The 20,009-nt window shown below is 69.8% G+C and carries 16 protein-coding genes; 14 read left to right on the top strand and 2 right to left on the bottom strand.

The features are described 5' to 3' along the window. Nucleotides 1-25 precede the first annotated feature (25 nt). From ACQP0P_RS43390 to ACQP0P_RS43355, 8 genes are all read left to right on the top strand, one after another. Nucleotides 26-1,246 carry a sarcosine oxidase subunit beta family protein gene (locus ACQP0P_RS43390; protein ID WP_433367722.1) on the top strand — a complete coding sequence of 407 codons (1,221 nt, stop codon included), beginning with the start codon at nucleotides 26-28 and terminating at the stop codon, nucleotides 1,244-1,246. 28 nt (nucleotides 1,247-1,274) lie between these two features. Then, complete coding sequence (locus ACQP0P_RS43385) at nucleotides 1,275-1,556, top strand: sarcosine oxidase subunit delta (RefSeq protein ID WP_350964908.1); 282 nt, start codon at nucleotides 1,275-1,277, stop codon at nucleotides 1,554-1,556. Continuing rightward, nucleotides 1,553-4,435: a sarcosine oxidase subunit alpha family protein gene (locus ACQP0P_RS43380; RefSeq protein ID WP_433367719.1), complete on the top strand. Its 2,883-nt coding sequence runs from the start codon at nucleotides 1,553-1,555 to the stop codon at nucleotides 4,433-4,435. The genes ACQP0P_RS43385 and ACQP0P_RS43380 overlap by 4 nt, the downstream gene beginning before the upstream one ends. Further along, nucleotides 4,425-5,003, top strand: coding sequence for a sarcosine oxidase subunit gamma (locus ACQP0P_RS43375; RefSeq protein ID WP_433367716.1), 579 nt, complete (start codon nucleotides 4,425-4,427; stop codon nucleotides 5,001-5,003). Before ACQP0P_RS43380 ends, ACQP0P_RS43375 begins: the two co-directional genes overlap by 11 nt. A 171-nt stretch (nucleotides 5,004-5,174) precedes the next feature. Continuing rightward, on the top strand, nucleotides 5,175-5,753 hold the full coding sequence (locus ACQP0P_RS43370) for a hypothetical protein (protein WP_433367714.1): 579 nt from the start codon (nucleotides 5,175-5,177) through the stop codon (nucleotides 5,751-5,753). A 176-nt stretch (nucleotides 5,754-5,929) separates the two neighbouring features. Next, nucleotides 5,930-6,301, top strand: a complete 372-nt coding sequence (locus tag ACQP0P_RS43365; RefSeq protein WP_433367711.1) for a BlaI/MecI/CopY family transcriptional regulator — start codon at nucleotides 5,930-5,932, stop codon at nucleotides 6,299-6,301. Further along, a complete protein-coding gene (locus tag ACQP0P_RS43360; RefSeq protein WP_433367709.1) occupies nucleotides 6,298-7,188 on the top strand; it encodes a M56 family metallopeptidase in 891 nt (296 codons plus the stop codon). The genes ACQP0P_RS43365 and ACQP0P_RS43360 overlap by 4 nt, the downstream gene beginning before the upstream one ends. Before the next feature lie 301 nt (nucleotides 7,189-7,489). Continuing rightward, nucleotides 7,490-8,554, top strand: a complete 1,065-nt coding sequence (locus ACQP0P_RS43355) for an iron ABC transporter substrate-binding protein (protein ID WP_433367706.1) — start codon at nucleotides 7,490-7,492, stop codon at nucleotides 8,552-8,554. 101 nt (nucleotides 8,555-8,655) lie between these two features. On the opposite strand, the gene ACQP0P_RS43350 is transcribed toward ACQP0P_RS43355, so the two are convergent. Next, nucleotides 8,656-9,807 (bottom strand): anion permease, encoded by a 1,152-nt coding sequence (locus ACQP0P_RS43350; protein ID WP_433367703.1) that lies wholly within the window; start codon nucleotides 9,805-9,807, stop codon nucleotides 8,656-8,658. Between the two features lie 317 nt (nucleotides 9,808-10,124). Here ACQP0P_RS43350 and ACQP0P_RS43345 point away from each other — a divergent pair, with 317 nt between their 5' ends. From ACQP0P_RS43345 to ACQP0P_RS43320, 6 genes are all read left to right on the top strand, one after another. Further along, nucleotides 10,125-10,427 carry a hypothetical protein gene (locus ACQP0P_RS43345; protein WP_433367700.1) on the top strand — a complete coding sequence of 101 codons (303 nt, stop codon included), beginning with the start codon at nucleotides 10,125-10,127 and terminating at the stop codon, nucleotides 10,425-10,427. Continuing rightward, nucleotides 10,394-10,843, top strand: a complete 450-nt coding sequence (locus tag ACQP0P_RS43340) for a pentapeptide repeat-containing protein (protein WP_433367698.1) — start codon at nucleotides 10,394-10,396, stop codon at nucleotides 10,841-10,843. Before ACQP0P_RS43345 ends, ACQP0P_RS43340 begins: the two co-directional genes overlap by 34 nt. A gap of 424 nt (nucleotides 10,844-11,267) precedes the next feature. Further along, complete coding sequence (locus ACQP0P_RS43335) at nucleotides 11,268-11,879, top strand: hypothetical protein (RefSeq protein WP_433367694.1); 612 nt, start codon at nucleotides 11,268-11,270, stop codon at nucleotides 11,877-11,879. A 9-nt stretch (nucleotides 11,880-11,888) separates the two neighbouring features. Beyond that, entirely contained in the window at nucleotides 11,889-13,922 is a 2,034-nt protein-coding gene (locus ACQP0P_RS43330) for a tetratricopeptide repeat protein (protein WP_433367691.1), read from the top strand. Nucleotides 13,923-14,191: 269 nt separating this feature from the next. Further along, nucleotides 14,192-15,124, top strand: a complete 933-nt coding sequence (locus ACQP0P_RS43325; protein ID WP_433367688.1) for an ATP-binding cassette domain-containing protein — start codon at nucleotides 14,192-14,194, stop codon at nucleotides 15,122-15,124. Further along, the gene (locus tag ACQP0P_RS43320) at nucleotides 15,121-15,891 is read left to right on the top strand and encodes an ABC transporter permease (protein ID WP_433367685.1); all 771 of its coding nucleotides are present in this window, start codon (nucleotides 15,121-15,123) and stop codon (nucleotides 15,889-15,891) included. The genes ACQP0P_RS43325 and ACQP0P_RS43320 overlap by 4 nt, the downstream gene beginning before the upstream one ends. Nucleotides 15,892-16,005: 114 nt before the next feature. On the opposite strand, the gene ACQP0P_RS43315 is transcribed toward ACQP0P_RS43320, so the two are convergent. Then, a complete protein-coding gene (locus ACQP0P_RS43315) occupies nucleotides 16,006-19,653 on the bottom strand; it encodes a CARDB domain-containing protein (RefSeq protein WP_433367682.1) in 3,648 nt (1,215 codons plus the stop codon). Nucleotides 19,654-20,009 lie beyond the last annotated feature (356 nt).

The raw sequence follows: 20,009 nt of genomic DNA, 5'->3' as shown, positions 1-20,009 counted from the left end.
GCCTCGACCCGAACGGAGCCTCGGCGTGACCACGAATCCGCTCCCCGAGCACCCCGCCCTGCTCTGGCGCAACCTGGAGCCGAAGCCGTCGTATGACGCGATCGTCGTGGGCGGCGGCGGGCACGGGCTCGCCACCGCCTACTACCTGGCCAGAAACCACGGCATCGGCAACGTGGCGGTGCTGGAGAAGGGCTGGCTGGCCGGCGGCAACATGGCCCGCAACACCACGATCATTCGCTCCAACTACCTGTGGGACGAGAGCGCCGGGATCTACGAGTTCGCGCTGAAGCAGTGGGAGCGGCTGCCCGAGGAACTGGACTACGACTTCCTGTTCAGCCAGCGGGGCGTGCTCAACCTCGCCCACACCCTCCAGGACGTCCGCGAGGCCCACCGCCGGGTCAACGCCAACCGGCTCAACGGTGTCGACGCGGAGTGGCTGGAGGCCGAGGAGGTGGCCGAGGTGTGCCCGATCATCAACATCTCCCCGGACGTCCGCTACCCGGTGCTGGGCGCGACGTTCCAGCCCCGGGCCGGCATCGCCAAGCACGACCACGTGGCCTGGGCCTTCGCCCGCGCCGCGGACGCGCTGGGGGTGGACCTCATCCAGGACTGCGCGGTCACCGGCTTCGTCAAGGACGGCGACCGGGTCGTCGGCGTGCGCACCACGCGGGGCACCGTCAACGCAGGGGTGGTCGGCCTGGCCGCAGCAGGTCACAGCGGTGTTCTGGCGGAGCAGGCCGGCTTCCGGCTGCCGGTCCGGTCGCAACCGCTGCAGGCACTGGTCTCCGAGCTGTACGAGCCGGTCCACCCCACCGTGGTCATGTCGAACCACGTGCACGTCTACGTCTCGCAGGCGCACAAGGGCGAGCTGGTCATGGGCGCCGGCGTGGACTCCTACAACGGTTACGGCCGGCGCGGCTCCTTCCATGTCATCGAGAAGCAGATGGCGGCGGCGATCGAACTGTTCCCGGTCTTCGCCCGCGCGCACGTGCTCCGTACCTGGGGTGGCATCGTCGACGTCTCCCCCGACGCCTCGCCCATCATCGGCAGGACGCCGGTGGAGAACCTCTACGTCAACTGCGGCTGGGGGACCGGCGGGTTCAAGGCCACCCCGTCGGCCGGATGGACCATGGCCCACACCATGGCGACCGGGGAGCCGCACCCGCTGAACGCGCCGTTCTCCCTGGAGCGGTTCACCACCGGCGCCCTCATCGACGAGCACGGCGCCGCGGCCGTGGCCCACTGACCCCGCGATCTCGCCAAGGAGCCGCCGCATGCTGTTGCTGAACTGTCCCTGGTGCGGTCCACGCGACGAGACCGAGTACCACTACGGCGGGCAGGCCCACGTCCGCTACCCGCAGGCCCCGGCCGACCTGACCGACCAGGAATGGGCCGAGTACCTCTTCTTCCGCGACAACCCCGAGGGCCCCTTCGCCGAACGCTGGGTGCACAGCACCGGCTGCCGCCGCTGGTTCAACGTCGTGCGGGACACCACCAGCTACCAGGTGCTCGCCGTCTACCGGCCCACCGACCCCCGCCCGGAAGGATCGCGATGAGCGCCCAGCCCCACCGGCTCCCGTCCGGCGGCCGGATCGACCGTGACACGGTGCTCCGCCTCACCGTCGACGGCCAGGAGCTGACCGGCCACCCGGGTGACACCGTCGCCTCGGCGATGCTGGCCGCGGGCAGGCTCGACGTCGCCCCCTCGATCTACCGGGGGCGCCCGCGCGGCATCGTGGCGGCCGGTGTCGAGGAGCCGAACGCGCTGCTTGAGGTCCTCGGGCGGTGCCCGGAGTCGATGCTCCCGGCCACCACGGTCTCCCTCGTCGACGGGCTGGCCGTGCGGACGCTGTCCGGCCTGGGCCGGCTCGACCCCACCGGTGACGAGGCCGTCTACGACAAGAGGTTCGCGCACACCGACGTCCTGGTCATCGGTGCCGGCCCGGCGGGGCTCGCCGCGGCCTCCGCCGCCGCCAGATCGGGCGCCCGGGTGATCCTCCTCGACGAGCAGTCCGAGCCGGGGGGATCGCTGCTCTCCTGCCGGGAGGAGACGGTGAACGGCTCGCCCGCGCTGGACTGGGTGCGCGAGGTCGTGGCCGAACTCGAATCCGCCCCCGAGGCGAGGGTGCTCGGCCGCACCACCGCCTTCGGTGGCTACGACGACAACTACGTCGTCGCCGTCCAGCACCGCACCGACCATCTCGGTCACCCGGCCCCCGAGGGCGTGTCCCGCCAGCGGGTCTGGCACATCCGGGCGGCGCGGGTCGTGATCGCCACCGGTGCGCACGAGCGCCCGCTGGTCTTCGCGGGCAACGACCGCCCCGGGGTGTTCCTGGCCTCGGCCGTGCGCGGCTACCTCAACCGGTACGCCGTGACGCCCTGCTCCCGCGCCGTGGTGAGCACCACCAACGACAGCGCGTACGACACGGTGACCGACCTGGTCGCGGCCGGCGTCGAGGTGGCGGCCGTGATCGACGCCCGTCCCGCCCTGTCGCCGCGCGCGGCCGAGGTCGCCGGGACCGGAGTGCGTGTCGTGCCGGGCAGCGCGGTCGTCGAGACGACCGGCACCCCACGGGTCGGCGGCGTCCTGGTCAGCGCTCTGGACGACGACGGACTGCTCAGCGGCGACGTCGAGACCATCGGGTGTGACCTGCTCGCCGTCTCCGGCGGCTGGAGTCCCGTCGTACACCTGCACAGCCAGCGGCAGGGCGGGCTGCGCTGGGACGACGTGCTCGCGGCCTTCGTCCCCGAGGGGACCGTCCGCGACCAGCGGGTGGCCGGTTCGGCCCGGGGCACCTTCGACCTCGGCGGCTGCCTCTCGGAAGGCACCGAGGCCGGGGTCGAGGCCGCCGTGGCCGCCGGGTTCCCGATCGAGGCCGAGGCTCCGGTGGGACGGGCGGCCACCGGCGAGTACGGGCCGGTCCGGCAGCTCTGGCTGGTGCCGGGGCGGACCGGTGAGCCGGCCGACTGGCACGAGCACTTCGTCGACCTGCAGCGCGACCAGACCGTCGCCGACATCTGGCGGGCGACCGGTGCGGGCCTGCGCGGCATCGAGCACGTGAAGCGCTACACCTCGATCGGCACCGCGCACGACCAGGGCAGGACCTCCGCCGTGAACGCGATCGGCGTGATCGCCGCCGCTCTCGGCGGCACCCCCGGGGAGATCGGTACGACGTCCTACCGGGCGCCGTACACCCCGGTCTCCTTCGCGGCCCTCGCCGGGCGCGAGCGAGGCGACCTCCTCGACCCCGAACGGACCACCCCGATCCACCCCTGGCACGTCGCGCACGGCGCCAGGTTCGAGATCGTCGGGCAGTGGCTGCGCCCGCGGTACTTCCCCAGGGAAGGTGAGGACATCGACGCGGCGGTCGCCCGCGAGAGCCGGGCCGCCCGGCGGGGCGTCGCCATGATGGACGCCACCACGCTGGGCAAGATCGAGGTCTGCGGCGCCGACGCGGGCGAGTTCCTGGACCGCGTCTACACCAACGCCCACCGGAAACTGCCGGTCGGCTCCGCCAGGTACGGGGTCATGTGCAAGCCCGACGGCATGATCCTGGACGACGGCGTGAACCTGCGCCTCGACCGGAACCGCTTCCTGCTCACCACCACCACCGGCGGTGCGGCCGGTGTCCTCGACTGGCTTGAGGAGTGGCTGCAGACCGAGTGGCCCGAGCTGGACGTGTACTGCACCTCGGTGACCGAGCAGTGGACGACGATCGCGGTGGTGGGCCCGAAGTCGCGGGAGGTGGTCGCGCGGGTGGCCCCGGACCTGGACGTCTCGGCCGAGGCGTTCCCGTTCATGACCTTCCGCGAGACCACGCTGGCCTCCGGTGTACCCGCCAGGATCTGCCGGATCTCCTTCTCCGGCGAACTCGCCTACGAGATCAACGTGTCGGGCTGGTACGGCCTCGCCGTCTGGGAGCAGGTGTACGCCGCCGGAGCGGACCTCGACATCACGCCCTACGGCACCGAGACGATGCACGTGCTCCGCGCGGAGAAGGGGTACCCCATCGTCGGGCAGGACACCGACGGGACCGTCACGCCGCAGGACGCCGGCATGGACTGGGTGGTCTCGAAACGCAAGGACTTCATCGGTAGCCGCTCCTACACCAGGGCGGACACCGCGCGGGCCGACCGCAGGCACCTGATCGGCCTGCTGCCGGTCGACCGGGTGACCCGGCTGCCCGAGGGCACGCAGATCATCGCGCCGGAGGTGCCGGTCACCCCGGAGCGGGGACCCGTCCCGATGCTCGGGCATGTCACCTCCAGCTACCACAGCGAGGCGCTCGGCCGGCCGTTCGCCCTCGCGCTCGTCGCCGGCGGCCGGGACCGGATCGGGGAGATCCTCATCGCCCAGGTGGGCGACTCCCCGGTCGAGGTCGAGGTCACCGGACCCGTGCTGTACGACCCCGAAGGGAACAGGCGTGACGGCTGAACTACGGCGGAGCCCGCTGGCGCACCTTGAGGACCGGATGCGCGGCGCCCGGGGCGGGTCACTGCGGGAGCTGCCGTTCCTGACCATGGTCTCCGTCCGGGTGGCCCCCGGATCCGCGGCCTTCGACCGGATCGGGGCGGTGCTGGGAACCGGCCTGCCGGAGCGGGTCGCGGACACCGCTCAGGCGGGAGCGCACACCGCCCTGTGGCTGGGCCCGGACGAATGGCTCGTGGTCTCGTCGGCCGAACCCGGCCCGCTGGTGGCGGACCTCGTCGAGGCCCTGGCGGGTGATTCCGGCACGGTGGTCGACGTGTCGGCGAACCGGACGATTCTTGAGCTCAGCGGGGCCGCGGCGCGTCAGGTGCTGGAGAAGGGCTGCCCAGCCGACCTGCATCCCCGGTCGTTCGGCCCCGGCGACGCGGTGACGACCACGCTCGGACCGGTGCCCGTGCTGCTCTGGCAGTCCGGTCCCTCGACGTACCTGATCCTGCCCCGCGCCTCCTTCGCCGACTACGTCGCCCGGTGGCTGCTCGACGCGATGACCGAGTTCGCCTCCCAAGCCGGGTGACGTCGACGGTCCAGGAACACACGAACGGGTCGCTTTCCTCCGGGACGCCGGGCCCCTGGTCGGAGACCTCGATGGCGAGCGCGTCTCCGATTTCGACGACGCCGACGCAGACCTTCCCCGCCCCGTGAACGCCGCTTCGCCGACGGCGTCTGCGCGCTGGTGGTGGCGTCGGTGGCGACCGGGTTCGCCGGGGCACTGTTCGATCCGGGGGGGCGCTCGTTGCTGGCCGTCGCCGCCGCGGACCGGCGGGTGCGGGCGTTCGGCTGGTTCAACATGGCAGGACAGACGGGGCTGCTGCTCGGCCCGCTGGCCGGACTCGCCGTGATGGGGCCGGCCTTCGTCCCGCTCGTGGCCTGGCCCGGTCCCGTCCCGCACGTGGCGGTGGCCGACGAGGGCCTCGCCGGGCAGTCGGCCATGGCCCCGATGCTGGTCGCGGCCGCGCTCCTCGCGCTCGGCACCATGCTGATCTGCCCGTTCGAGATGGAGGTGATCGTCGCGATGTCCGGCGGACGGCTGGTCGCCACCCACTACGGGCTGTACGCCACCCTGTCGGGCATCGGGGTCACGGCCGGCAGCGTGCTGACCGGCACGTTGTGGGACGCCGCCGGGCGGTGGGGCCTGGCCTGGCTGCCCTGGACCATCCTGGTCGTGATCGGGTGGGGCTGCGCGCTGGCGATGACGCTGCTGGATCGGCGACGGCTGCTCACCCCGTCCGGGGCGAAAGGTGAACCGGCTCTCATCGAGCGCTGACCAGGTGGTATGCCGCGTTTTTCGGCTCAGCACCCGCCCGGTCGATGATGGCAGGCCGGCCGTCATCTCACCGGTCGCGGCGCGCTCCGGCCGTACCGGCGTCGTGGAGGCCGGCGACGGTCCGGGAAAAGGGTGACCGCCTCCGGGCCGTTGGCGGGGGCCGCTATGGTCGTCCGATGAACTCTCGCCGATCCCCGGGGGTCCTGGAAGCGGAGATCCTCACCGTGCTTCATGAGGCGTCCGGCGCCCTGTCGCCGGGGGAGGTACGTGACCTGCTCAGCGGCAAAGGGGGTGGCGAGCTCTCCTACAGTGCCGTGGTGACCACCCTGACCAGGCTGCACGACAAGGGTGTCGTGACGCGTGAGCGGTCCGGGCGGGCCTACCGCTATGCCGCGCCCGCCGACCCCTCGGGGCTGGTCGCCTGGCGGATGAGACGACTGCTCGACGCCGAGGCCGACCACGCACCCGCCCTGACGCATTTCATCTCCGGGCTCTCGGCCGGCGACGAGGAACTGGTCCGGCGACTGCTGCTGGGGGAAGACCGGTGATCGACCACTTCCTCCTGTCCACGCTCGTGGCTCCCGTGGCACTGGTCGTCTCGATGGCGGCGCTGGTCGACCGGCAACATCCGGCACCGGCGGCGGTGGCCTTCGTATCCTCGGCCGTCGTGGTCGCGGCCGCGAGTTCGGTGAGCGTGGCGGCCGTCTCGATCCATGCCCTCCTGGTCCTCAGCCGGGGTGATCTGCTGGAATGGCCGTACTGGACCGCCCTGGCCTTCCTGGTGATCGCCGTCGCGAGCTTCGCCGGCGGCACCCGGCGGGAGCGGCGGTCGCTGTGCGCCGCTCGTGAGCAGGCCGCCGCCCTTCCCGGCGGCGACGTCGTGGTGGTGGCCGAGAAACGACCGGCTGCCTTCACCCTCCCCGGGCGGCCGGGCCGGATCGTGGTGACCCAGGGCATGCTGGACGCTCTCGGCGAGGAGAGTCACGCGGTGGTCATGGCGCACGAGCACGCCCATCTGAGCGGCCATCATCACCGCTGGCTGCTGGCCAGCCGGTTGGCCGTGGCGGCGCACCCCTTCCTGTGGCAGGTTCGTCACCTGGCGGGATACATGATCGAGCGCTGGGCCGACGAGCGGGCCGCCGAGCAGACCGGTGACCGCAGGGCGACGGCCCGGGCGATCGGCGAGGCGGCCCTGCTGTCCCCCGGTGGTGAGATACCGTCCGGGGCGGTGCCGTTCCTGGGCCTTCGAGGTCCCGGGCCCGTCCCACGCCGGATCGCCGCCCTGCTCAAACCACTGCCCAGCCCGCGCGGCGCGTTCCTGCTCGCGGTTCCCATCCTGGTGGCAGCGGGGTCGGTGGTGTGGACCGGAGAGGCCATCGTCGACCTGACGCAGTCCGGCGGCCTCTGCGAGAGCGGCGTCGACACTCGCCGCTGACTCCGTCCGGGCCGGTATGGCGATGACACACTCGCCCTCCCGCCGACGCCGGAAGTGATCGTCCCGGGAGGCCCGCGGCCGGGTGCGCTCCTCGCCTCGCCTCGCCTCGTACGACGTGCGTAGCCGGGGACCTCTCCTGGAGCCGCGTGTCGCGGTTCCGTCGCGTCGCCACGTCGCCGACCAGGCCCCTTACCGTGACCGGCGCTGGCCCCGCGGCAAGCACTTAGGTTAGGCTCTGCTAACTTCTACAGCGATGTAGCTGTGATCGGGAATTCTTCTCCATGACCGAAGGAGCACCACGGTGCCGACGTTCCTCCCCAAAACCGTGCTCGCGCTGGCCACCACCGGTGTTCTCGTCCTCGGGCTGGCCGCCTGTGGTGGCGAGTCCGCGGACAGCACCGGAGCCGCTGCCGGCCCGACGGCCGACAAGAAGATCACCGTCTACAGCGGGCGCAGCGAGTCGCTGGTCAAGCCCTTGCTGGACAAGTTCACCGCGCAGAGCGGCATCGCCGTCGAGGCCCGCTACGCCAACACCGCGGCCATGGCCGCCCAGCTCCTCGAAGAGGGGGAGAAGTCACCGGCGGACGCCTTCTTCGCCCAGGACGCCGGCGCGCTCGGCGCGGTGGCCAAGAAGGGCATGTTCGCGCCGCTCCCGGCCACCGTGCTCGACAAGGTGCCGGCGACCTACCGCGCCAAGAGCGGGGAATGGGTCGGTGTCACCGCCCGCTCGCGGGTGCTGGCCTACAACCCCGACCTGGTCCCCGCCGCCCAGCTGCCCGCCTCGGTGTTCGACCTCACCGATCCGGCCTGGAAGGGCAAGGTCGGGGTGGCCCCGACCAACGCGTCCTTCCAGGCGTTCGTCACCGCTGTGACGGTGCAGCACGGACAGGCCAAGGCCAAGGAGTTCCTGGCCGGGCTCAAGGCCAACGAGCCGCAGATCCGTGAGGGCAACGGCCCCATCCTGGAGGAGGTCGACTCCGGCAAGCTCGCCGTCGGCCTGATCAACCACTACTACCTGGGCGAGCTGGCCAAGGAGCGGGGTAAGACGCCTGACACGCTCACCGCCAAGCTGCACTTCTTCCCCGACGGCGACAGCGGCGCCCTGGTCAACGTGGCGGGCGTCGGCGTGCTGAAGAAGGCCGCCCAGAATCCTGACGTGCAGGCATTCGTCACCTACCTGCTCGGCGCCGAGGCACAGAAGTACTTCGCCGAGGAGACCTTCGAGTACCCGGTCCTGGCCGACGCCGCACCGCCCGCGGGGGTGCCCGCTCTGGACGAGCTGAAGGTTCCCTCGGTCGACCTGAACGACCTCGACCAGCTTGAGGCGACGATCGCGCTCATCAAGGAATCGGGACTGGTCCCCTGAGAGCGTCACCGCTCTCCGCGAGGCGGCCAGGTCGCGGCGGATCCGCCGCGACCTGGCCGCCGGCCACGCGCATCTTCGCGCCACGGTGGTATGAGCCCTTTTCAGCCTTCTTTCATCGCCGGGACCGGGGCCAGGCGCCCGGTCCACTCGTCGTTGACGTTGCCGGCGTTGACCGGCCGGCGTTGCGAGGCCACGTACAGCCCCGCCGACAGCATCAGGGCGACGGCGAAGACCACCCCCACGCCCAGCACACCGTCGCCGATCACACTCGCGCTCGCCCAGGCCAGCGCCCCCACCGCGGCCGCGGCCGGGAGGGTGACCAGCCACGCGGCGGCCATCCGGGCCGCGACGCTCCAGCGCACCCGGTCCAGGTGCCTGCCGATGCCCGCGCCGATCACCGACCCGGTGCACACGTGCGTGGTCGACAGCGGGAGGCCGAAGTGGGAGGAGGCGAAGATCACGGCCGCCGAGGAGCCCTCCGCGGTGAACCCCTGCGGGGTCTCGATGTCGGTCAGTCCCTTGCCCAGGGTACGGATCACCCGCCAGCCGCCCAGATAGGTGCCCAGCGCGATCGCGGTCGCACTGGCCACGATCACCCACAGCGGCGTTCCCGCGTCCTTGCCGATCGCCCCGGCAGCGATCATCGCCAGCGTGATGACGCCCATCGTCTTCTGCGCGTCGTTGGTGCCGTGGGCCAGCGACACCAGTGACGCCGAGCCGATCTGGCCGTACCTGAGCCCTCGCCCGCGGGTCCCCTCCGGCGCGTTCCCGGTGATGACGTACATCAGGTACGTACCGGCCGCCGCCACCAGGACCGCAGCCAGCGGCGCGAGCACGGCCGGGACCAGCACCTTGGACACGATCTCGGATCCGTTGACCGCCGAGGTGCCCGCCGCGATCACCGTGGCCCCGATCACACCACCGATCAACGCGTGCGAGGAGCTGGAGGGAATGCCGAAGTACCAGGTCAGCAGATTCCAGGCCAGACCGCCGATCAGGCCGGCGAAGACCACCGTCAAGGTGATCGCGCCGGTGTCGACGATGCCCGTCGCGATGGTCGCCGCGACCTTCAGCGACAGGAACGCCCCGGCGAAGTTCAGCACCGCCGACAACCCGACCGCCACCCTGGGCCGCAACGCCCCGGTCGCGATCGAGGTCGCCATGGCGTTGGCCGTGTCGTGAAAACCGTTGGTGAAGTCAAAGGACAGCGCCGTCACGATCACGATGGCGAGCAACACGATGTTCGCATCCATGCCCTCACCTATGACACCTCGGACGACGTTTAAGCACGTCAGAGTGTCCATCGCGCAGAGTTGACCTTACCGTCGGCCGCCCGTTGCCAACGTGGTGCCCGGCGACCCGTCCCGGAGGACCCGGATCGAGGCGACCCGACGATGAAGTGTTCCGACTCCGGAGACATGTAGGGAGTCCTTCTTTTCCTGTCCATTGCATCTTGTGGGCCGTGTCATGTTCGGAGTGCAATAGGCGCATGGCTGTACGTAAGCACTGGTGGAGGCGGCCATGGCCCGCCAGGAGGAGCGTTCCCATTCCGGCTCCTACGGCTCAGGAATTGGCCGCACTGCCGGTGAAGGACCGCGAGGAGCTGCGGCATCAGCGGGCCGGAAGCCGTATGCAGGTGGTAAGCAGTCTCGCGGTGGTTCTGGGGGTGGGATTCACCGCTTTCGGATTGGTCTACACCGCGAGGACCCTGGAGGCCACCCAGGAGGCGCAGATCACCGACCGCTATACCAAGGCGGTCGAGCAGTTGGGTAATAGAGGCTCCCTGGACGCGCGGATTGGCGCGATTTACGCACTGGAGCGGCTGGCCTCAGACTTCGATTGGAAGGCGCCCATCTGGAAGGCGCCAATCTGAACGGGGCGGACCTCACCAAGGCTCACCTGGGTGATGTGCGTTTGAACGGTGCTCAACTGAGGGACGCTCGCCTGATCGGCGCGTACCTGGGCGGTGGTTCGCTGCAGGGGGCGGACATGAGTGGCGCCTATCTGGGCGAGGCGCACCTTAAGGGCACCAGCTTGATCGGTGCCGATCTGGGTGGCGCTAATCTGGACAGGGCGGTTCTGAGTGGATCGGATTTCAGCAGGGCTGATTTGAGCGGCGCAAGCCTAACCGAAACAGATCTGACCGGTGCACGTCTGGGTGGGGCTCAACTGGAGGACGCGGACCTGTCCGGCGCGTATCTTCATGGCGCGGATCTACGGGGTGCGACGGGAATCGATCCTGTTCAGGTGCGCCGCATCGCGAAGACGGACGGCAGGACCAGGTTCTGACGCCGGCATGGCGTTGAGCGGCGAGACGTCTGCGTCCCTGAGATGACGGCGGAGCGGCGTACCGGGTAAGCGAACAGGCGGGACCTTCGGGATCATGAGGTTCCCCGACGCTAAATGATCAGAAGCCGTCGCGGTCATGGAGCATGAGTCGTTCCACGCACCCAATGGTTGTCCTGCACAACGTATCTGTTGAAGACCTTTTTCGTGATTGAAATGCGACGAAAGCGCACTTGTCGTAATGCATACAGCTTCCTGTAATTGAAGAGTGGCTGAGCCATTTGAGATGGGGACACCGGCCGAGGATGATCCCGGTTCGGCTCTTCGGGATGCGGAGCCGCCGAGCGTATGGCGGTCACGTATTTTTCGGATTTTTGCGAAATATCGGGCTAAAAGCAAGGAGGCGAGCGCACGCGCGCCGTGGGAGTTGTGGATCGCCGTCGCGATCGGCATCGTGACGATCACCGGTGCCGCGCTCACCTACGTCTCCATCCGGGTGGACTCCGCGGCCGTGGACGCTGACCGCCAGGCGGTGGTGGAAACCGTCCAGGTGCGGTCGAGCCGGGTGGTCGCCAACGCGCGCAGCCGCTTCGAGGGCAGCCAGATCACCCAGTATCGGGTCATGAACGCGCAGGCGGACGCGATCGAGCCCACCGACCCGGCACAGGCGCGGCTGCTGCGCAGGCTGGCCGACGGTTTCCTGGCCGCCGAGTGGCTCGACCTCCGCTACCGCACCGGCACGGGAGCCACCGCCACCTGGAACCACGACCTGCGCAGGGAGGCCGTCATCCGCGAAAGCGAGTACAACTCGGTCCCGCAGGGGCAGCCCGAGCTGACCGTACGGCGGGCCGACGCTCTGCACGACCGTTCCGGCAGGCTGGCGCTGTGCGTGGTGGCGTCGACTCTGATCCTCGTGGGACTGACGATCGCCCGGCTCGTCCCGGCCCACCGGTGGCGACCCGCCGTGTTCACGGCGTCGCTGCTGGGCTATCTCGCCCTGCTGATCGTCGCGCTCCCGCTGGCCCTGGCTTCCGGGTGAGGCGGATCGATGGAGATCAATCTGGAATCCCCCGCGGTCGAGGACCTCGACACGCCGTACAAGCGCCACCTCTCGCTCGCCGTCGTGCTGATCGCGCTGCTGGGCGGTGCCCTCGGCTATCTCGCCAGTGACGCGGGCGCGCGTGAGGACCGGACGATGCGTGACGCGCAGCGTGCCGCCATCACCGCGATGAGCGAGCACATAACGGTCGAGGCGGAGGCCGAGGAGAACCGGGTCAACCTCGGCGCCATGACCCCCCTGAAGCAGCGGCACGACCTGGACGCGATCCGGGCCGAGCTGCTGGAGAGACGCGCCGAGTCGGCGGCCGCCACCCGCTGGAAGCGGGCGTACTCCCAGGTCCAGAGCACGTCGGCACTGACCTCGGGGAAGTACGTCAACCGGCTGGACATGCTCTACTCCGACCTGTACGTCGATGCGAACCGGGCCACGCTGCGTCAGCAGTCCGCCCAGGAGACCGCGTCGGAGTGGGGCGACAAGAACAACGTCTACGTGGCGGGGGTGACCCTGCTCGCCGTGGCCCTCGCCCTGCTCGGCCTGTCGCTCACCGTCAGCGTGTCCACCCGCCGCTACCTCGTGTGGCCGGCGGCCCTCCTCACCGTCACCTGCCTCGTCAGCTCGGTGGTCGCCCTCGTCACCCCGCCGGAGACGACCTCGGAGGAGGCGGTCAGAGCCGTTGCCGAGGGGGATCGGCTGGCCTCCCTCCGGGACTTCAAGGGGGCGGTCAAGGCGTACGACCGGGCCGCGGCCGCGGACGGCGATTACGTGACGGTCTACGAGCACCGTTCGGCCGCGCGGGTCCTGGCCGCCAGCCCGGAGAGATCGACGTCGAACTACGTCTACAGCTCCGCTCCGCGGAGCGCCTGGGTGGCGGCCGCTGCGGATCTCACCCGGGCGCTCGAACTCGGCGGCGAGCGCTACGTCGTGCTGCTCCGGCTCGGCGGTGTCAACATTCACCTGCCCGATCACAAGAAGGCCGAGGAGTACAGCAGGCGCGCCATCGCACTCAACCCGGCGCCGCCGCTGCCCTGGCTGAACCTGCTGGCGGCACTGGCCGGCCAGGGCCGGGCCGCGGACGCGAGACGGCTGGCGGCCGACCTCATCAAGAGGATCAAAGCCCGGCCGGATCCCGCCGAACGCGCGGAGCTCTACGCCGCCATGCGCACCACCCTGGACATCGTCGCCTCCCAGCGTGACGACATCCGTGACCTGGCCGCCGAACTCCAGGGCGCACTGGTCGGCGCGCAGGGCGAGGAACTGGCCCCGAACACCAGGCAGGCACCGGCCGCGACCGTGTCCAGGCTCGCGGTGGCCGTCCAGGGGGCGCGAATCACCGCGGGCTACACCTACCGGGATCTGCCCAAGGGAGCGCAGGTCGGCATGATCACCTACTACCGCCCGAGTTCCACCGACGAGTGGTCCCAACGCCATGACCTGGTCCAGATCGCGGCCTCGACGCTGGAGAAGTCATCGGGCGAGGGCATCTGGAGTCTCGTGGACGGGAACTGTCCGCCGGCGGGCGAGTACCGGGTCGATCTCTACACGGGCACCCGGCGGCTCGCCTCGGCCACCGCCCCCGTGACGACGGTGAACACCGCGCTGCTGAAGCCGCACAACGACTGGATCGGGGGACTCGCGCTCTGCCGTCCGGACACCTGGAAGTTCTCCGCGGACCTTGCGGGCAGCGCCGAGCTGACCTCTCCCGACAACCGGCAGCAACTGAGCGTACGGGTCACCACGGTGGATCCCCCGTCGGGGAAGCAGGCACGTACGGAACTGACCGAGAGGATCCGGGACGGCCTGATCCGGCGGTTGCCGGCCGGGACCACGGTGACCCGGCGCAACACGGCACAGTTCGGCGGGGTCGAGGGGATCGGCTGGCAGCTGACGGTCAGCGACCAGGAGCAGGCCTACGTCTGGGCCACCCTGGACGACACCGGCCTGCTCCGCACGCTGCTCGCCCGTTTCCCGACGGACGAGTCGAACGAACTCGCCACGCTGGCCACCTATATCCAGTTCGGCTGATCACCCGCGTCGTACGACCAGTGCCTCGACGCCGCCGAGCGGGAGATCGAGGCCGGAGAGCCTCCAGCCGACCTTCGGCTCCCCCGGACGGCATGGCCGCCGATGTACCGGCACGGCATCGGTTCGCACTCCCCCATTCATGTCATGACTGGGGTAACCCGCCTCCCCGTGCCATCGAACGTCAGAAGGCCTAGCCCGCTGACTCTGTATCTGGTACAGATTAATCTATGTATAAGATACACGGTACGACATACACAGAGAGGGCGGGCATGACCGACGTCGCGATCCATGCCCGTGGCCTGAGCAAATCCTTCGGTGCGACGCGGGTGCTGAACAGAGTCGAGCTGACCGTTCCGACCGGCTCGCTGCTGGCCCTGCTCGGACCGAACGGGTCAGGCAAGACGACAACGGTCCGGATCCTGACCACGCTGCTCGCCGCGGACAGCGGCACCGCCACGGTGGGCGGCCACGACGTCGCGCGGGAAGGCGTCGCGGTACGGCGCAGCATCGGCCTGACCGCCCAGCAGGCCACGGTGGACGACCTGCTCACCGGCAGGGAGAACCTGGAGCTGTTCGCCGGCCTGCACCACCTGGGCAGGCGGGAAGCCCGGCGGCGGGCGGCCGAACTCCTCGAACGGTTCGATCTCGGCGCCGCCGCGAACCGCCGGGTCTCCACCTACTCCGGCGGGATGCGCCGCCGCCTCGATCTGGCGGCGAGCATGGTGGCCGTACCGCGGATCCTCTTCCTCGACGAGCCCACCACCGGCCTTGATCCGCGCAGCCGGGCGGAGCTCTGGTCGGTGATCCGCGAGCTGCTCGCCTCCGGCACCACCATCCTGCTGACCACCCAGTACCTGGAGGAGGCCGACCGGCTCGCCGACCGGATCGCGGTGATCAACAACGGCCGCGTCGTCGCCGACGACACCCCGGCCGCCCTCAAGCGCCAGGTGGGTTCCGAGCGCCTGGTGCTACGCCTGTCGCGGGCCGAGGACGCCTCCCGGGCCGGCACCGTCCTGTCCACCGGCACCGGACCGCGTCTCGACGCCGACGCGCGGGAGGTCACCCTGGCACTGCAGGGCCCCGACCAGTTGCGTCACACGCTGAACCTGCTGGCGGAGGAGGGCATCGCCGTCGAGCGGGTCGAGCTGCGCAGCCCCACCCTGGACGACGTCTTCTTCGAGTTCACGGCGGTGACGGCATGAGTGGGACGACGATGGGCGATCTGGGCCGTCTGATCACCCGCGCGCTGCGCCACGAGACGCGCACCCCCGACGCGCTCATCGTGAACATCGCGCTGCCGGCGCTCATCATGATCCTCTTCGTCTACGTCTTCGGCGGCGCGATCACCACCGGGTCCAGCGGGCTGACCTACATCAACTTCGTCGTTCCCACCGTGTTGCTCATGTCCGGCGGGTACGGCGCCGCGTTGACCGCGGTGAGCGTCGCGGACGAGATGACCCGAGGAATGATCGACCGTTTCCGGACCCTGCCCATCAGCGGCTGGGTGGTGCCCGCCGGGCATGTCGTCGCCTCGGTGGTCCGCAACGTGGTGGCGACCGGGATCGCCCTGGCCGTGGCGATCGCCCTGGGTTTCCGCCCCGACGCCACGCTCGCCGACTGGGCGCTGGCGCTGCTGCTCGTCGTCGGGTACGTGCTGGCGGTGTCCGCGATCGCGGTGCTCTGGGGGCTGCTGGTCACCTCGACCCAGGCCGCCGGTGCCTTCAGCTTCGTCGTGATCTTCTTCCCGTACCTGTCGGACGGTGTCGTCCCCGCGGAGACCATGCCGAGCCTGCTCCGCGGTTTCGCCGAGCACCAGCCGACCACGCCGATGGTGAAGACGCTCCGCGGGCTGCTCCTCGACCACCCCATGGGCGACGCGGGGTGGCTCGCCACCGCCTGGCTGGCCGCCGGCGTGGCGATCAGCATCCCCATCGCGGCGGTGCTGTTCCGGCGCCGCACCTCGGCCTAGCCGGGTCGCCGGCCCGGCCCGGCCGGTACGCGGGGAACGCCGGTGCGACCGGCCATGCGGGTGTCCCGACGGGGGAGCACACCACATGGCCGGTCGTTCTCAGGCGGGAGAAGACTAGGGTGTGATCACGAAGCTCGACCCCGGTTCCTTCACGATGTTGCCCTTGGCCGAGTTGGTGATGGTGACGTTCGTCAGCGTCGCGCTGCCGCGGGCGCCGCTCATCGCCAGGATGCCGGCACCGTTGTTGGACCTGTCGATCCGCACATTGGTGATCGCGACGCCCGGCATGTTGCCGCCCCCCGTCTTGAACTGGATGCCGTCGTAGGTCGAGTCGTGGATGTCGGTGTCCCGGATGGTGACACCGGTGATGTCCCGGTTCGCCGCGAAGAGCGTGATGGCGCCGAACTCCTGGTCCTCGTTCCAGAAGACGCCGCCGCACCGGTAGAGCGCGTTGTTGGCTATCAGGGTCTGCCCGGAGAAGGGCAGCGGGTCGTGGTCGGTCGCCAGCATGATGCCCGGGTAGTTCATGGTGTCGTAGACCAGATTATTCTCGATCTTGTTGCCGTAGCCGCCGTAGATCGCGATGCCGGTCGCCCGCCAGGGCAGCTGGATGGTGTTGTTGATGAACTGGTTGTCGTGCCCGATGTCCACCGCCGGGTCCTTGACGTACCGGTTGGCCCAGACCGCCAGGGAGTCGTCGCCGGTGGTGCGGAACGACGAGTTGAACACCCGAGAGTTCCGCGTGCCGTTGCTGAAGTTGATGCCGTCGGCGTAGGTGTTGCGGATGCGCATGCCGCTGAAGTCCAGCCCGTCGGCGGGCCCCCACAGATCCGGGATGTTGTCGTAGTCACGGCCGACCCAGACGCCCACGTTGGCGTGCTCGATCCACACGTTGGAGATCTTGGTGTTCTTGCCGAACCGCCCGTTCAGCCCCACCCCGCCCTCGGCGTTGCCGTCGCCGCCGCGAATGCGGCCCGAGCCGAAGATGGCGATGTCGGAGATCTGGACGTTGTCGTCGATGTCGAAGCCGAAGTTACCCTCGTGCGGGTGGTTGATACCGCCGGTCGCCAGGTGCGGCTCGGTCAGGGTGTACAGCTGGGAGTGCCACATCCCCGCTCCGCGGATCGTGACGTTGCTGATGCCCACCTGGTTGAACTGACCCCGGTTCAGCGGATCGTCGGTGAGGATCTTCTTCTCCTGCCGCCACTGTCCGGCCGGGATCCACACGCAGCCGATGACCCCGTTCTGGTCGTCCGTCACCGCCCGCTGGATGGCGGCCGTGTCGTCGAGCCCGTCGTTGGGCACCGCGCCGTACGTCGTGATCGAGGTGCAACCGGCCGGCTGGCTCGCCGGGGGTGCCACCTGCTCCAGGTCGATCAGGTCGATGATGTAGAACGAGGCCGTGTCGGTGGCGTCGCGCTGCAACCGGAACGTGGTCCCCACCGGGTAGGTCGACGACAGCAGCGCGTGCGACTCGTCGAACAACCGCCGGGCGTCGGCCTGCGGGGTGTTCGTCAGGGATTCCGGGCCGTCGCTGTTCCCGTACAGCCAGCTGTGCCGCGACGAGAAGGTCAGCTTCTGGGCGAAGGTGTTGTTGATGTACAGGCTGATGGTGGCCTCGATGCCGCCGCCGTTCGGCGCGTCGGGGATGGAGTTGCGCACCACGATCGAGTTGGCGGAGTTGGTCGAGGTGAACTCGACGAACTGCCCCGTGCTGTTCAGCCGCACCGACTGCCGCCCTGAGGACTCGGTGGCGAAGTTGGTGTGCCCGAAGGTGCGCAGCGGATCGGTCGTCAGCAGGGTGCCCTGGTACCTGGCGGCCTCGGCCTCGTACTCGACCCACGGAACCGCCGCCCCGCGCCCGACCACGATCGCCTGGGAGAGCGTGTTGTTGGTCTCGTTGGTCTCGGCGACGACGTTGGTCGCGTCGGCGGTGGCGGTGATGGTGGCACCGCCGCTGGTGGCGGTCCAGCTGCCGCTGACGGCCACGTTGACCGTCGCGCCCGCGGCGATCGACGGGGTGTTGGTGTTGAGCGTGGTGCCGCCCACCGTCAGCCGGGTGACCGTGGTCGCGCCCGTCGCGGTGTTCCCGCGGTTCTTCACCGCCACGGTGAAGGTGACCGCCGCGCCGACCGCCGGGTTCGGCGGGTTGGAGCTGATGCTGAGAACCTGCAGGTCGGGGCCGGGAGCCTCGGTGACCACCAGCGGCGACGCCGCGGTGAAGGTGTTGTTGCCCTCGTTCTGCTCGAAGACCGTGTTCGACTCGTCCACCTTGGCACTGACCTGATAGGTCGCCGCGCCGCGGGTGCCGATGTTCGCGGTCACCGTGGCCTGGGCGCCGGCCGCGAGAGCGGCGACCGGAGCGGTGCCGGCCAGCGTGCCGCCGAGGTAGAAGTTGACGTTGGTCGCGCCGGAGGCGGCGGTGCCGATGTTCTTCACCGTGCCGGTCAGCGTGATCGCGTTGGTCTCGATCGGCGCGTTCGGGGACCAGGTGAGAGCCGAGACCGTCAGGTCGGGGTTCGGCGCGGGGACGCCGATGACCTGGAACTCGGCGACCTGCCCGGCGGGTGCGCCGGTGTTGCCGTTGAACTTCAGCTGGATGTCGGCGACGGTGGCGTTGACGTCGATCGTCACCGTGTTGCCGCCGGAGGCCGGGTTGAACGTGTAGTTGGCCGCCGACACCAGGTTGGTGTAGCCCGTGGCGTTCTGCTCCCGGCCCAGGACCTGGATGTTCTGGGTACGGGTGCCCCACGCGGCGTCCGGGTTCAGCTTCAGCACGACCGAGCCGACGCTCGCGTTGGCGCCGAGCTTGACCGCCAGCGTGTTCGGGTAACCGGCGTTGCCCTCCCAGTAGGTGGCCGTGTTGTTGTCGTTGGCGTTGGCCGCGACGAACGTGTGCACGTGGCCGGACTCGACCGTCTCCTTGCCGATGGCCAGGTTCGAACCGGGATCGCCGGTGCCGTTGCGGGTCACCGTGTTGCTGTTCGCCGAGACGTTGCCCGCCGCGTCCTTGGCCCGCACGAAGTACGTCACGGTCGCCGACGCCGGCTGGTCGTCGGTGTAGGTCAGCACGTTGCCGACGCTGCCCCGGAGCTGGTTGCCTGCGTAGACGTCGTACCCGGTGACGCCCACGTTGTCGGTCGAGGCGTTCCAGGTCAGCTTGATCTGGCCGGAGACCGGCTGGGTGAAGGCGAGGTTGCCGGGGGCCGACGGCTTCTCGGTGTCGCCGCCGCCGGCGGCGGCGTAGATCTCGAACTCGGAGATCTGCGCGGCGGGCCAGCCGGTGTTGGCGGTGACGTTGACGCGCCAGTACCGGTGGGTCGCGGCGCCGAAGTCGATCGTGACCTTGTTACCGGTCGCCGGGTCGAACGTGTGGTTCGCCGAGGCCACCACCGTGCTGTAGGTGGAGCCGTCGGCGCTGCCCTGGACCGAGAGGGTCTGGGTGCGGGTCTGCCAGACGGCCGGGGCGGGCACCTTCAGCACGATCTGGTCGACGCTCGTGGCGGTGCCGAGGTCGATCCGCGCCCACTGCGGGAAGCTGTTGTTCGCGCTCTCCCAGTAGGTGTTCTGATTGCCGTCGTTGATGGCCGACACCGTGTACTCGGCGTTGGAACTGCTGGCCTGGGTCGCCTTGCCCGGCGACAGGTTGGGTCCGCCCGCGGCGGAGGCCGGCACGACCGACCCCATGACGAGCAGACCGGCGACGACCGTGGTCGCCAGCATGGCCGCCATCAGCCGTAACGGTCCGTACGGTTTTCTCATTCGCGTTCTTCCATCTCTCGTCGAGCACGACAGGGCCGAGACGTGAAGGCATGCGCCTTCACCGCACACGGATGGGGGGCAGGTGCATGGGCGCAGCGCATTCCTGAAGTTGCGAAGAGCCGCGAGAAAAAGAACTTTTCTTTGCAAGAATCTTGCATAGTGTTGGCCAAAGGTTACATACGTGCTACGACCGCGTCAACGGTTGAAAAACGGCTTCCCGGACTGGCTTGACGCCGGGTGTGAAGAAGGTCGAGACGGCCTGTGGACACCCGGTTGGGGATGGGGGCCGCTGTGGATCGTCAGGATCTCGCCCGCGTCGCGGTCGTACAGCGCCCTCTGGGGCCGGCTGTCGAGAT

The organism is Streptosporangium sp. CA-115845, from assembly GCF_050943795.1.
Classification (GTDB): Bacteria; Actinomycetota; Actinomycetes; order Streptosporangiales; family Streptosporangiaceae; genus Streptosporangium.
This window is presented reverse-complemented; position numbering and strand designations above follow the sequence as displayed.